This window comes from Pseudomonas sp. FP1762, from assembly GCF_030687105.1.
Lineage (GTDB): Bacteria > Pseudomonadota > Gammaproteobacteria > Pseudomonadales > Pseudomonadaceae > Aquipseudomonas > Aquipseudomonas siliginis.
Genome location: NZ_CP117458.1, coordinates 1,576,384 through 1,589,739, shown reverse-complemented (window position 1 = coordinate 1,589,739; position 13,356 = coordinate 1,576,384). Strand labels below are relative to the sequence as shown.

Genomic DNA, 13,356 nt, shown 5'->3' with positions numbered 1-13,356 from the left:
GTTGCCGGGGGCGACGCTCGCACCCTCGACAGTTCGTTTCGCAGGCCCGGTTTGAGGTGAATTGTCAGCGCTATCAAGCACTTGCCAACCCTGTTCAATCCGCCGACCCACTAGCGCTACGTAACGGTGGTGAATCACCCGAGTGACAAAAATCTGTCGCTCATTCGCCGTTACGCGTCCCTCCCCTTCAGCAGTACTTCGCAGTGTCTCGCAAAGTGAATGGAACTTTCCTCAAGCCTTTTCGAGCTCCCTAAAGCGCATAAAACAAAGGCTTTCGAGCTGAACAATGTGCTGCTTTTGAAAAACCGCATAAGTTTTTTTTGGAATAAACCTTATGAAAATTTTTTCTTAGCTACGCTCTAGGATGTTCTTAGCTCTGTTGTTACAAGAGTGAAACGCTTATACCCAAAATTTACGTCAAATATTTGGCGACGGTAACACAACATTGAGATCCAGGGAGATGCACCCATGCGCGTTTTAACCCCCCTCTGCAGCGCGGTTTTGCTGGCCATGGCTTGCACTTCCCAAGCCCAGGCGATGAACCTCACCGAGGCGATTCAAAGCACCATCGCCACTCACCCGGAACTGGCGTCGCGCGTGGACGCCCGCTTGTCAGCGGATGAACAGGTGAAAGTGGCCAAGGGCGGGTTTTATCCGTCGGTCGATCTGAACGCTGCCTACGGGCGCGGCTACAGCGACAACACCAACACTCGCGCCTTCGGTAATCACAATACCGAAATCCTCAACTACACCCAGTCGGAGCTGCGCTTGCGGCAGATGATCTTCGACGGCTTCAACACCGCCAACGAAGTCGAGCGCACCAAGGGCGTGTCCAATTCGCGCGCCTACTACGCGCAAGGCACCGCACAGGATCTGGCCCTGCGCACCATCGAGGTCTACCTCGAAGTGCTCAAGCGGCGTGAACTGGTGACGCTGGCCAAGAACAACCTGCAGGCGCACTTGCGTGTCAACGATCAGATCGGCCTGCGCACCGAGCGCGGCATCGGCAGCACCGCCGACTCCGATCAATCGGTTGCCCGTCGTGCACTGGCGCAGAACAACCTCGACACCGCCGAAGTCGATCTGGCCGACGCCGAATCGAATTTCTACAGCGTGGTCGGACGCATGCCCGATGAGCTGGAAACCCCGGCCTCGACTCGCGGTGAGATGCCGCCGGACCTGCGTGAAGCGCAGCAGAGCATGGTCGACAACAACCCTTACCTGAAATCGGCCCAGGCTGACGTGCAGTCCGCCGAGAGCCAGTACGAAGTCGCCAAGTCGCCGTTCTACCCGCGCTTCGATGCCGAAGCAGCAGTCGGCGCAAACAACAACGTGCAGGGTGATGAAGGCCACGACAACGAATGGCGTGTCGGTGTGGTGATGAACTACAACCTGTTCCGTGGCGGCAGCGACAAGGCACGCCTGGCCGCGAATGCCCACGACATCAACCAGGCGATGGACATCCGCAACAACGCCCTGCGTCAGCTCAACGAGAACATTCGTCTGGCCTGGAACGCCATGGAAAACGCCAAGAAGCAGACGCCGACCGCTCGCGAATATGCCGAAACCACCAAACGCGTGCGCGCCGCTTATCAGGACCAGTTCGGCCTCGGCCAACGCACCCTGCTCGACCTGCTCGACAGCGAAAACGAGCTGTACAACGCCAACCGCCGCTACACCGAAATCCGCTACACCGAGGAATACTCGATGTACCGCGTGCTGGCGAACATGGGCCAGTTGCTGAGCAAACAGCGCGTGGTGCTGCCGGCTGATGCGATTGCCACGACCGAAGTAAAAAACCAGGCGCGCCTGCCGGAACTGAAGTAAACGGTGCAGGAACTGACTTTGCCCTGATCGTTCCCACGCTCTGCGTGGGAATGCCTCAAGGGACGCTCCGCGTCCAGTGACGCGGAGCGTCACGGGCTGCATTCCCACGCAGAGCGTGGGAACGATCCGATAACCGAGCCCGTTCAACAGAGGCAATCACTATGACCAGCATGGAACCCGGCGCCACCGGGGTCGATCCGCGCCTGAGCTTCGACGACCCGTTACTCGACGGCCTGCTGATCCTCTGCAAACTGCATGGCGCCACGGTCAGTCGTGCCAGCCTGAGCGCCGGGCTGCCCCTGAACAAACAACGCCTGAGCCTCGATCTGCTGCCCCGTGCAGCAGCGCGGGCCGGATTACAGGCGCGCTTGTTGCGCCGTGACCTGAAAGACATTTCACCGCTGAACCTGCCGATCCTGCTGCTGCTCAACGACGGCCGCACCGCTGTGCTGCGGCGGTTTGGCGAGGATGGCAAAGCCCTGCTGCTGCCCAGCGAAGCCGACGGCGGCGAGCAATGGGTGAGTCGCGAAGAGCTTGGCGAACACTACAGCGGCCAGGCCTTGTTCGCCCGCCCGCGCCACGAACTCGAAGACCTGCGCGCGCCGCTGGTGCCACGGGTAAATGCGTGGTTTCGCGACACTCTTAAACTGTCGAAATGGCTGTACAGCGATGCGATTCTCGCCAGTTTTCTGATCAATTTGCTCGGCCTGATGGTGCCGCTGTTCGTCATGCAGACCTACGATCGCGTGGTGCCCAATCAGGCGACCTCGACGCTGTGGGTGCTGTCGATCGGTTTGCTGATCGGCACCGGTTTTGAACTGGTGCTGCGCGTGGTCCGTGCGCACCTGCTCGACACCGCCGGCAAGAAAACCGACGTGATCCTCTCGGCGACGTTGTTCGAGCGCATCACCGGGATGTCGATGAAAGCGCGGCCGGCGACCATTGGCGGCTTTGCCCAGAGCATTCACGACTTCCAGGGCCTGCGTGAATTTCTCACTGCCGTGACCCTGACCAGCCTGATCGACTTGCCCTTTGTGGTGTTGATGCTGGTGGTGATCGGCCTGCTCGGCGGCTGGCTGGTGGTGATTCCACTGTTGGCGTTTCCGATCACGATCATTTTCGCCATGGTGATTCAGGTGCGCCTGCGTGACACCGTGCAAAAAAGCCTGAGCCTCGGCGCGGAGCGTCAGGCGGTGCTGATCGAAACCCTCGGAGGCCTGGAAACCCTCAAGGCCTGCGGCGCCGAAAGCGAGCGTCAGCACAAATGGGAAAGCACTCACGGCGCCCTCACCCGCCTCGACAGCCACGCGCGCAACCTGTCGGCGCTGGCCACCAACGGCACGCTGTTCATCCAGCAGTTTTCCGGGATGGCGACGATTGTTGCCGGGGTCTACAGCATCATCGCCGGCAACCTCAGTGTCGGCGCGCTGGTCGCCACCTACATGCTCGGCAGCCGCGTGCTCGCCCCGCTCGGCCAGATCGCCGGGCTGATCACCCGTTACCAGCAAGCGCAACTGACGATGAAAAGCACCGATGCGCTGATGGCCCTGCCGCAAGAGCGCGACGGCAAACAACGGCCACTGGAACGCACGCAGCTGCAAGGCGCCCTCGACGTCAGCGGCGTGACGTTTCACTACAACGGCCAGAATGCGCCGGCGCTGAGCGAGGTCAGCTTCAGCCTGAAAGCCGGCGAGCGGGTCGGTATCATCGGCCGCAGCGGTTCGGGCAAAAGCACGTTGGCGCGGCTGGTCATGGGCTTTTATGAAGCTGAGGAAGGCCAACTGCTGCTCGACGGCCTCGACCTGCGCCAACTGGACGTAGCTGAACTGCGCCAGCAGATCGGTTATGTCGCCCACGACCTGCCGCTGCTGGCTGGCAGCCTGCGCGACAACCTGACCCTGGGCGCGCGTTACATCAGCGACTCACGCATGCTCGAAGTCGCCGAACTGACTGGCGTCACCGAACTGGCCCGGCAACACCCGCAAGGCTTCGACCGACCGGTGGGCGAACGCGGGCAACTGTTATCCGGCGGCCAACGCCAGGCGGTGTTGCTGGCGCGCGCGTTACTGCTCGATCCACCGATCATGCTGCTCGACGAACCCACCAGCGCCATGGACAACAGCAGCGAAGATGCGCTGCGGCAGAAACTGCATGGCTGGGTGCAAGGCAAAACCCTGCTGCTGGTCACCCACCGCACCTCAATGCTGAGCCTGGTGGACCGGTTGCTGGTGCTGGACAACGGCCGGGTCGTCGCTGACGGCCCGAAAGAAGCAGTCATCGAAGCGCTGCGCAAGGGCCGTGTCGGCTCGGCGGCGGTCTAGGAGTTACGCCATGCCTGCTTCTTCCGATAGCAACAAGCGCGGCTACTTCGACAGCTTCGGCAAAAGTGCCGAAGCCGAGTTCATGCCGGAAACCGCCGGCGCGGCGTTGCAGGATTCGCCGCGCAAATCGCGGATCACCGTATGGCTGGCGGCAGCGCTGCTGATCGCCGCCCTGGTCTGGGCCAAATTCGCCGTGCTCGAAGAAGTGACCATGGGCGAAGGCAAGGCGATCCCGTCGAGCAAGGTCCAGGTGATCCAGAACCTTGAGGGCGGTATCGTCACCGAGATTTTCGTTCGCGAAGGCCAGATGGTCGGCAAGGGCGACACCCTGCTGCGTCTGGATGACACGCGCTTTCGCTCGAACAAGGGCGAGAGCGAGGCCGACCGTTACGCGCTAACCGCGCAGGTTGAACGCTTGTCAGCGGAGGCCGAGGGACGCCCCTTCAAACTCTCCGCTGAAGTCATCGCCAAGGCGCCGCAAGTCGCCGAGGACGAGCGCTCGCTGTACGAGCAACGCCAACGGCGGCTGGCCAGCGAGCAGCGCACCCTCAGCGAACAGCTGCGGCAGAAAACCCAGGAACTCGCCGAGTTTCGTTCCAAGCAAGGCCAGTTCAGCTCCAGCCTCGCGTTGTTGCAACAAGAGATGAACATGTCCGAACCGCTGGTGAAAACCGGTGCGGTGTCACCAGTGGAAATCCTCAGGCTCAGGCGCAGCGCCGTGGAGATCCGTGGTTCGCTGAACGCCACCACGCTGGCGATTCCCCGCGCCGAATCGGCCATCGCCGAGATCCGCAGCAAGATCGACGAATCCGAGCAAACCTTCCGTTCCGAGGCCGCCAAAGAGCTGAATGAGAAACGCACCGACCTGTCGAAAATCACCGCTTCGAGCATCGCCATCGACGATCGCGTCAGCCGTACCACGGTGACATCACCGGTACGCGGGGTGATCAAGCAGATGAAGGTCAACACCATCGGCGGCGTGGTCCAGCCGGGCAGCGACATGGTCGAAATCGTGCCGCTGGAAGACAACCTGCTGATCGAAGCCAAGGTCCGCCCGCAGGACGTCGCGTTCCTGCATCCGGGCCAGAAAGCCATGGTCAAGTTCAGCGCCTACGACTACACGATTTACGGCGGGCTGAGCGCCAAACTTGAGCTGATCGGCGCCGATACGATTACCGACGACAAGGGCAACAGCTTCTATCTGATTCAGGTGCGCACCGACAAGAATCACCTGGGCGGCGACGTGAAACCGCTGCTGATCATCCCGGGGATGGTGGCGACGGTGGACATCATTACCGGCGAGAAAAGCGTTTTGGATTACCTGCTCAAACCGGTGCTGAAAGCGCGGACCGAGGCGATGCGTGAGCGCTAGTGATCTTTGAATTGCGGTGATTGATCTGGCGCTTTCGCGAGCAGGCTCGCTCCCACAATTGGAATGCATTCCCCTGTGGGAGCGAGCCTGCTCGCGAAGAGGCCCGCACAGACAATGATCATCTGTCGCCATGGTTACGCTGAAAGGTCTCCTCCCCCATCGCCGCAATCTGCCCTTCGATCAGCGCTTCAAACGGTTTCAGTAACGGCGCAAACGTCGTCGGTGCTTCGAGGGTTTCCAGCGCCTGGACGATCGCCTCGATCGTCGATAGCGCTCCCGGCCCCGGCGCCTTGCGCAAGCGATAGCGCGACACGCCGCCCTCGGTCAGGGTCACCCGTGGCAGTGCTGCCAGCAGCGGGTTGAGGTGCAGCATCTTGCGCGCTTTGCGCCAGGTGCCGTCCGGGACGACCAGCAACATTGGCTGATCATTTGGCGCGTAAACCTGCAACGACTGCGCATCGTCAGCCGGGAACAGCAAGCGCGCCTGATAACCCGGCTGGTTCAACAGTTTCGGCAAATCTTCGAATACCTCGCCGACAATCAGCTCGGCATTGCTCAGTCCCAGCGCCGCCAGCCGCGCGGTATTGAGCGCGTGACTGACCTCGCTCGGATGCTGCAGCAGCAACACCCGGGTGCGGCTATCGAGGTGCGGAATCAATGGGCACAGGCAATGGGTCTGGGGGCGCAGGCAGCGCGGGCATTGGGGTCGGGACATTTTTTTCTCAAGCCTGATTGAGCTGCGCTTTGAGCAAATCGCGGAAGGTCTGGATCAGCGGCTCGCGGCTGCGGCCCCTGCGCATGATCATCGAAAACGGCGCCTGATAACCGAAGGTCGCTGGCAGCAGAACGCGCAGATCGCCCTTGTCGGCCCAGGCCTGCGCGTAGTGTTCCGGCAGGTAACCGATGTAGGCGCCGGAGAGCACCAGAATCAGCTGCGCTTCCATACTTTCCACGGTCGCGGCACTGTGTTTGAAACCGTGGCGGGCCAGTTCCGCCTGACTCCAGTAACCGCGCCCGACCATTCGTTGCTGAGTGATGACCTGCTCGGGGATGCGCCGCTCGTTGAACAACGGGTGACGACTGCTGCAATACAGCCAGTGCTGCTCGCGGTACAGCGGCATGTAGACCAGACCGCTCATGCGCGTGGAAAACGCACCGATGGCCAGATCGAGGCGATTGTCCTGCACGCCGAGCTGCAATTCGTAAGGGCTCATCACCGACAGGTGCAGATGCACCGCCGGGTGTTCCTGGCTGTAGGCGCCGATGGCTTCGGCAAACGGCAGGGCCTTGTCGCTGACCGTGGAATCGATCACGCCAAGGTTGAGCGTGCCGCGCAGTTCGCCCTTCAGCGCGGCGGCGTATTGCTCGAAGCCTTCAAGCTCGGCGAGCAGGCGCAGGGTTTCCTGATGGAACAGCTCGCCCTTGCTGGTCAGGCTGAAGCCACCGCGCCCGCGATGGCACAGCACCAGACCGAGCGCGGTTTCGAGCTGGCTCATGTAAGTGCTGATCGCCGAGGTCGACAGGTTGAGTTCCTGCTGCGCGTTGGCAAAACCCTGATGGCGCACGACGCTGACGAAGATGCGCAGGAGTTTCAGGTCGGGTAAAGCGTTGGCCATGTCTACTCCGGGCTTTGCAACTGTGTGTATGTGGGAAAAGCCCCTCACCCCAGCCCTCTCCCCGAGGGAGAGGGAGCCGATCTCCATGGCTTTCAAATCCTGAGTTCGACTCGATTTTTCAGGTCGATGCAGATTCCGCCAACAACTCGGTCGGCCCCCTCTCCCTCTGGGAGAGGGATGGGGTGAGGGCAACAATCTTCAGCCCTACACTTCATTCGAACCCACCAAAGTCTAATCCCACCTCTCCCATTAGTTTAGAAAAATCTGAACTAAGTTTTTGCCCGTAGCGATTCTTCCCCGTCACTACATTTCGCATGATCGGCCCCACAGCGGCGTCCGAACCTGTGCTCAACGGCGCGCCGGCATAAATAAAACAAAGACGATGAGGCCCTACCCGTGGACAAGATTCTTCACCAACCACTGGGCGGCAATGAAATGCCGCGCTTCGGCGGCATCGCCACCATGCTCCGACTTCCCCATGTACCGACCGCAGCCGGCCTCGACGCTGCCTTCGTTGGCGTGCCGCTGGACATCGGCACTTCGCTGCGCCCCGGCACGCGCTTCGGGCCGCGCGACATCCGCACCGAATCGGTGATGATCCGCCCGTACAACATGGCCACCGGCGCCGCGCCGTTCGACTCGCTGTCGGTTGCCGACATCGGTGACGTGGCGATCAACACCTTCAACCTGCTCGACGCCGTGCGCATCATCGAAGAAGCCTACGACAACATCCTCGAGCACAATGTCATCCCGATGACCCTGGGTGGCGACCACACCATCACCCTGCCGATCCTGCGTGCGATTCATAAAAAGCACGGCAAGGTTGGCCTGGTACACATCGATGCCCACGCTGACGTCAACGATCACATGTTCGGCGAGAAGATCGCCCACGGCACCACGTTCCGTCGTGCCGTCGAAGAAGGTCTGCTCGATTGCGATCGCGTGGTGCAGATCGGTTTGCGTGCGCAGGGCTACACCGCTGACGACTTCAACTGGAGCCGCGATCAGGGCTTCCGCGTCGTTCAAGCCGAAGAGTGCTGGCACAAGTCGCTGGCGCCGTTGATGGCCGAAGTGCGCGAGAAGGTCGGTGGCGGTCCGGTGTATCTGAGTTTCGACATCGACGGCATCGACCCGGCTTGGGCGCCCGGCACCGGCACCCCGGAAATCGGCGGCCTGACCACCATTCAAGCGATTGAAATCGTCCGTGGCTGTCAGGGCCTCGACCTGATCGGCTGCGATCTGGTAGAAGTCTCGCCCGCTTACGACACCACCGGCAACACCTCGCTGCTGGCCGCCAACCTGCTGTACGAAATGCTCTGCGTACTGCCTGGCGTGGTTCATCGCTGAGGGTCGGGTCATGCACGCACGTGATCAGGTTCTGCACGCGGCCGCCAAGTTGGTCGCCGCGTTTGCGCGTAACGATCGCGAAGCTTACTTCGGCGCATTCAGCACCGATGCCAGCTTCGTCTTCTACACCCTCGACCAGCCATTGCTGTCGCGCGATGCCTATCAGGCGTTGTGGGACCGCTGGCGTGCCGAGGATGGTTTCGAGGTGCTGTCGTGCACCTCGAGCAACGCCTTTGTCAGCCTGCAGGGTGACGTGGCGGTTTTCATCCATGACGTGGCCACCGAGCTGCGCATGCAAGGGGAGCAACACTTCAGCCAGGAGCGCGAGACGATTGTTTTCAGAAAACAAGCGTCGAGCCTAGAACAACAAGGCCTATGGCTGGCCTGTCACGAACATTTGTCCGCAATGCCGGAAGGGCTGCCACCCCCTTAGCCAATGGTGACGCTCACGCACGATGAGCGCGCCTGATGATCGGAGCAGATCATGAATAACAACAACAACGAAAAAAGCCTTAGCAGCATCGAAACAAACGGGGTCGAACAGATCCCGGATCATGAGCGCGACGCCCGACCCAGCGACCTGTTTCGCTTGATCTTCGGCGGCGCCAATACGTTTGCCACCGCTGTGCTCGGCAGTTTCCCGGTGCTGTTCGGCCTGTCGTTTCAGGCCGGTGTCTGGGCGATTGTCCTGGGTGTGGTGGTCGGTGCACTGATCCTCGCGCCGATGGGTCTGTTCGGCCCGCTCAACGGCACCAACAACGCCGTGTCTTCCGGTGCGCACTTCGGCGTGCACGGGCGGATTGTCGGGTCGTTCCTGTCGTTGTTGACGGCGATCGCGTTCTTCTCGCTGTCAGTGTGGAGCTCGGGTGATGCGCTGGTCGGCGGCGCCAAACGCCTCGTCGATTTGCCGGAAACCGACCTGACCCTGGGCCTGGCCTACGGTCTGTTCGCGCTGCTGGTGCTGACCGTGTGCATCTACGGTTTCCGCATCATGCTGTGGGTCAACCGCATCGCCGTGTGGGCCGCGAGCCTGTTGTTCCTGCTCGGCATCTTCGCCTTCGCCCCTGCTTTCGACAGCCAGTACGCCGGCAGCGTGGCGCTGGGTCAGGCCGGGTTCTGGGCGGCATTCATCGGCGCGGCACTGGTGGCGATGAGCAACCCGATTTCCTTCGGTGCGTTCCTCGGCGACTGGTCGCGCTATATCCCGCGTGAGACGCCGAAGGGCCGGATCATGCTGGCGGTGATCGCCGCGCAACTGGCGACGTTGATCCCATTCCTGTTCGGCCTCGCCACCGCCACCATCGTCGCGATCAAAGCGCCGGACTACATCGCCGCGAACAACTATGTCGGCGGCTTGCTGGCCGTGTCGCCGAGCTGGTTCTTCCTGCCGGTGTGCCTGATTGCGGTGATCGGTGGCATGTCCACCGGCACCACGTCGCTGTATGGCACCGGGCTGGACATGTCCAGCGTGTTCCCGCGCGTGCTTTCCCGGGTCAAGGCGACCTTGCTGATCGGCGTGCTGTCGATCGCCTTCATCTTCATCGGCCGTTTTGCGGCGAACCTGGTGCAGAGCGTGTCGACCTTCGCCGTGCTGATCATCACCTGCACCACCCCGTGGATGGTGATCATGATCATCGGTCTGCTGGTGCGGCGCGGCTTCTACTGCCCGGATGACCTGCAAGTGTTCACTCGCGGCGAACAGGGCGGACGCTACTGGTTCAACCACGGCTGGAACTGGCGCGGTCTGGGGGCGTGGATTCCGAGTGCGCTGGTCGGCCTGTGCTTCGTCAACCTGCCGGGGCAGTTCGTCGGCCCGCTGGGCGAACTGGCCGGTGGCATCGACATCAGTTTGCCGGTGACATTGGGCCTGGCGTCGGTGGTGTATCTGACGCTGCTCAAGCTGTTCCCGGAACCTCGGGAGGTGTTTGGGCCAACGGATGTGCGCAGTGAAGCCGCCATAAAACCCGAACTACGTCACGCCGCCTGAATAAACGCAAAACCCTGTGGGAGCGAGCCTGCTCGCGAAGACTTCAGCACATCCAACGTTGATGTGACTGACAGACCGCCTTCGCGAGCAGGCTCGCTCCCACAGAAAGCATTGCAGACCCCATTTGCTTGACCATAAAAAAGACAATCGGAGACACGCCATCATGGCTTTGGATTTATTCGTCGTACTCATTTATGCCGCTGCGATGCTGATTCTCGGCTACTACGGTATGCGCAAGGCCAAGACCCACGAAGACTATCTGGTTGCCGGGCGTAATCTGGGGCCGTCGCTGTACATGGGCACCATGGCAGCAACCGTACTCGGCGGCGCGTCCACCGTCGGCACGGTCCGTCTGGGCTACGTGCATGGCATTTCCGGTTTCTGGCTGTGCGCGGCACTGGGCTGCGGCATCGTCGCGCTGAACCTGTTCCTCGCCAAACCCTTACTGAAACTCAAGGTATTCACCGTCACCCAGGTCCTGGAGAAGCGCTACAACCCGATGGCGCGCACCGCCAGTGCGACGATCATGCTCGCTTACGCGCTGATGATCGGCGTGACCTCGATTCTGGCGATCGGCACCGTGCTGCAAGTGTTGTTCGGTCTGCCCTTCTGGATTTCCGTACTGCTGGGCGGCGGTATCGTGGTGACTTATTCAACGATCGGCGGCATGTGGTCGCTGACCCTGACGGACATCGTCCAGTTCGGCATCCAGACGGTGGGCCTGATGTTTCTGCTGCTGCCGATCTGCCTGTACCGCGTCGGCGGCTGGGATCAACTGGTCGCGCAACTGCCGGCGGCCAGCTTCAACTTCACCAGCATCGGCTGGGACACGATCATTACCTACTTCATGATCTACTTCTTCGGCATCCTGATCGGCCAGGACATCTGGCAGCGGGTGTTCACCGCCAAAAGCGAAAAGGTCGCCAAGTACGCCGGCACCTCGGCCGGGATCTACTGCATCATTTACGGTCTGGTCTGCGCCTTGATCGGCATGGCTGCGCATGTGCTGATTCCGGATCTGGACAACGTCAACAACGCGTTCGCCGCCATCGTCAAAGTCTCGCTGCCCGACGGCATCCGTGGCCTGGTGATCGCTGCCGCACTGGCGGCGATGATGTCCACCGCCAGCGCCGGCCTGCTCGCCGCGTCCACCACCCTGACCGAAGACCTGCTGCCGAAACTGCGCGGCGGCAAACAGTCCAACGTCGCGGTCAGCCGTCTGTTTACTCTGCTGACGGGGATCGCGGTGTTGGGCATTGCTCTGGTCGTCAATGACGTGATCAGCGCGTTGACCTTGGCTTACAACCTCTTGGTCGGTGGCATGCTGATTCCGCTGATGGGCGCGATTTTCTGGAAGCGTGCGACTACTGCCGGGGCGATCAGCGCCATGACGCTGGGCTTTGTCACTGCGCTGGTGTTCATGGTCAAGGACGGCATGGACGCGAACACGCCGATCTATTACAGCCTGGGTGTCAGCCTGGTGAGCTTCGTACTGGTGAGCCTGTTCTCGCCGCGCCCGGCGACCGTGGCCACTGCGGTGTGAATCGACTGTAACGAGGTGATGTTTTCTTCAGCGGGTGTGGCGTCGGTAGCCACACCCGTTTTTTTCGCTTGGCGAAAAGCAAAAGATCGCAGCCTTCGGCAGCTCCTACCATTTGTAGAAACTGCCGACGGCTGCGATCCTGAAATCTCTGATCGGAGGTATTAACGGCGACGTGGCTGGCGCCGACGCTGTTCGTCGTCCGTGCGAATCGGTACCGGTTGCAGAGGCGGTTCGATCAAACCGAGGGCAACTCCCAAATCGTGCAGCCAGTTCTGGATTTTCTCTTTCATCGTCATGCCCCCTTCAGGGTGGTGCTGAGCGGCCGGAATTCTGAGGCCGCTTCGCACTGATAATAGTCCGAAGTCCTACGCAATGCTCGGCCAAATCCGCAATGATCTGTTACTGAATTGAACAGAATCTGTTGCGATTGGTTCACGCGGTTTCCCGCACTTCATGCAAAGCCACGGGATAGACCGCTTGCTGCACGTCGATCCAGGCATTCAGGTTGGCCCCGGCCATACCCTTGCGCCACATGAGCCACGTTGTCGCACCCGCGAACGGCTCGGCCAACGGATGCACGGCGACGCTTTCGCGACCCGGCAGGCTGGCCAACATCGACTCGGCCATCAACGCCACACCACTGCCGGCAATCACACAGGCGAGCATGCCCTGATACGACTCGATCTCCATCGCCCGGCCCATCGCCGCATGGTAGTGAGAGAACCATGCCTCCAGGCGCATGCGATAGGAACAGCCCTGACGGAAGGTGAATACCGAACGCCCTTCCACGTCCCGCGCGGTGCGTACCGGTGGATGGTCGATTTCGGTGATCAGCACCAGCCGTTCCTCGCACAACGGCACGCCATCGAGCCCGGCCAGTTGCAGCGGTCCGTCGACCAATGCCGCGTCGAGGCGGCCGGTGAGCAAACCTTCGAGCAATTCGCCGGTCGGTGCCGATTGCACCTGCAAATTCACTGTCGGGTATTGCTTGTGATAACGCGCCAGCAGCGCCGGCAGATGGATCGCCGCCGTGCTGTACATGGTGCCCAGCACGAAATCCCCGGCCGGTTGCCCGCCCATCACCGCCGCACTGGCCTGATCGCGCAGGGCAAACAGTTTGCCGGTGTAGTCGAGCAGCACCTTGCCCGCCGGCGACAACTGCAAACGCTGCCGTTCGCGGACGAACAGCTCAACGCCCAGTTGCTCCTCAAGCTGTTTCAGCCGCGTTGACAGATTTGATGGCACCCGATGCAGGCGCTCGGCGGCGCGGGTGATCGAGCCTTCCTCGGCGACCGCCTGAAATATCCGCAGCTGGCTGAATTCCACAATCTTCTCCTGAACAG

Annotated in this window: 11 protein-coding genes; 7 read left to right on the top strand and 4 right to left on the bottom strand. The window is 61.3% G+C overall.

Annotated features, from left to right (window positions below; genetic code table 11):
• Positions 1–468: 468 nt before the first annotated feature.
• The 3 genes from PSH90_RS06985 (at position 469) to PSH90_RS06975 (ending at position 5,520) form a co-directional block, all read left to right on the top strand.
• Complete coding sequence (locus tag PSH90_RS06985) at positions 469–1,827, top strand: TolC family outer membrane protein (protein WP_016771146.1); 1,359 nt, start codon at positions 469–471, stop codon at positions 1,825–1,827.
• A gap of 161 nt (positions 1,828–1,988) precedes the next feature.
• The gene (locus PSH90_RS06980; protein WP_252877675.1) at positions 1,989–4,148 is read left to right on the top strand and encodes a type I secretion system permease/ATPase; all 2,160 of its coding nucleotides are present in this window, start codon (positions 1,989–1,991) and stop codon (positions 4,146–4,148) included.
• Between the two features lie 10 nt (positions 4,149–4,158).
• A complete protein-coding gene (locus PSH90_RS06975; RefSeq protein ID WP_039761043.1) occupies positions 4,159–5,520 on the top strand; it encodes an HlyD family type I secretion periplasmic adaptor subunit in 1,362 nt (453 codons plus the stop codon).
• 118 nt (positions 5,521–5,638) lie between these two features.
• On the opposite strand, the gene PSH90_RS06970 is transcribed toward PSH90_RS06975, so the two are convergent.
• Positions 5,639–6,235: a tRNA-uridine aminocarboxypropyltransferase gene (locus tag PSH90_RS06970; protein WP_305382418.1), complete on the bottom strand. Its 597-nt coding sequence runs from the start codon at positions 6,233–6,235 to the stop codon at positions 5,639–5,641.
• A gap of 7 nt (positions 6,236–6,242) precedes the next feature.
• Positions 6,243–7,136 carry a LysR family transcriptional regulator gene (locus PSH90_RS06965; protein ID WP_095180681.1) on the bottom strand — a complete coding sequence of 298 codons (894 nt, stop codon included), beginning with the start codon at positions 7,134–7,136 and terminating at the stop codon, positions 6,243–6,245.
• Between the two features lie 396 nt (positions 7,137–7,532).
• On the opposite strand from PSH90_RS06965, the gene speB reads away from it, so the two are divergent.
• The 4 genes from speB to PSH90_RS06945 all read left to right on the top strand — a co-directional run bounded on the left by speB (position 7,533) and on the right by PSH90_RS06945 (position 12,013).
• Positions 7,533–8,483 (top strand): agmatinase, encoded by a 951-nt coding sequence (gene speB, locus PSH90_RS06960; RefSeq protein ID WP_003222717.1) that lies wholly within the window; start codon positions 7,533–7,535, stop codon positions 8,481–8,483.
• Positions 8,484–8,493: 10 nt separating this feature from the next.
• Entirely contained in the window at positions 8,494–8,916 is a 423-nt protein-coding gene (locus PSH90_RS06955; protein WP_252877674.1) for a nuclear transport factor 2 family protein, read from the top strand.
• Between the two features lie 51 nt (positions 8,917–8,967).
• The gene (locus tag PSH90_RS06950; RefSeq protein ID WP_056783681.1) at positions 8,968–10,470 is read left to right on the top strand and encodes a cytosine permease; all 1,503 of its coding nucleotides are present in this window, start codon (positions 8,968–8,970) and stop codon (positions 10,468–10,470) included.
• Between the two features lie 163 nt (positions 10,471–10,633).
• Positions 10,634–12,013 carry a sodium:solute symporter gene (locus tag PSH90_RS06945; RefSeq protein WP_041478965.1) on the top strand — a complete coding sequence of 460 codons (1,380 nt, stop codon included), beginning with the start codon at positions 10,634–10,636 and terminating at the stop codon, positions 12,011–12,013.
• Positions 12,014–12,174: 161 nt separating this feature from the next.
• Here PSH90_RS06945 and PSH90_RS06940 read toward each other — a convergent pair whose 3' ends face one another.
• On the bottom strand, positions 12,175–12,303 hold the full coding sequence (locus PSH90_RS06940) for a PA1414 family protein (protein ID WP_003184145.1): 129 nt from the start codon (positions 12,301–12,303) through the stop codon (positions 12,175–12,177).
• A 142-nt stretch (positions 12,304–12,445) separates the two neighbouring features.
• Positions 12,446–13,339 carry a LysR family transcriptional regulator gene (locus PSH90_RS06935; protein ID WP_252887478.1) on the bottom strand — a complete coding sequence of 298 codons (894 nt, stop codon included), beginning with the start codon at positions 13,337–13,339 and terminating at the stop codon, positions 12,446–12,448.
• Positions 13,340–13,356 lie beyond the last annotated feature (17 nt).

What these genes read in the sequence shown, in the direction of transcription:
- PSH90_RS06950 (WP_056783681.1), top strand. Translation starts at nt 8,968, where the DNA reads ATGAATAACAACAACAACGAAAAAAGCCTTAGCAGCATCGAAACAAAC.
- PSH90_RS06965 (WP_095180681.1), bottom strand. Translation starts at nt 7,136, where the DNA reads ATGGCCAACGCTTTACCCGACCTGAAACTCCTGCGCATCTTCGTCAGC.
- PSH90_RS06945 (WP_041478965.1), top strand. Translation starts at nt 10,634, where the DNA reads ATGGCTTTGGATTTATTCGTCGTACTCATTTATGCCGCTGCGATGCTG.
- PSH90_RS06955 (WP_252877674.1), top strand. Translation starts at nt 8,494, where the DNA reads ATGCACGCACGTGATCAGGTTCTGCACGCGGCCGCCAAGTTGGTCGCC.
- PSH90_RS06980 (WP_252877675.1), top strand. Translation starts at nt 1,989, where the DNA reads ATGACCAGCATGGAACCCGGCGCCACCGGGGTCGATCCGCGCCTGAGC.
- PSH90_RS06970 (WP_305382418.1), bottom strand. Translation starts at nt 6,235, where the DNA reads ATGTCCCGACCCCAATGCCCGCGCTGCCTGCGCCCCCAGACCCATTGC.
- PSH90_RS06940 (WP_003184145.1), bottom strand. Translation starts at nt 12,303, where the DNA reads ATGAAAGAGAAAATCCAGAACTGGCTGCACGATTTGGGAGTTGCCCTC.
- PSH90_RS06985 (WP_016771146.1), top strand. Translation starts at nt 469, where the DNA reads ATGCGCGTTTTAACCCCCCTCTGCAGCGCGGTTTTGCTGGCCATGGCT.
- PSH90_RS06975 (WP_039761043.1), top strand. Translation starts at nt 4,159, where the DNA reads ATGCCTGCTTCTTCCGATAGCAACAAGCGCGGCTACTTCGACAGCTTC.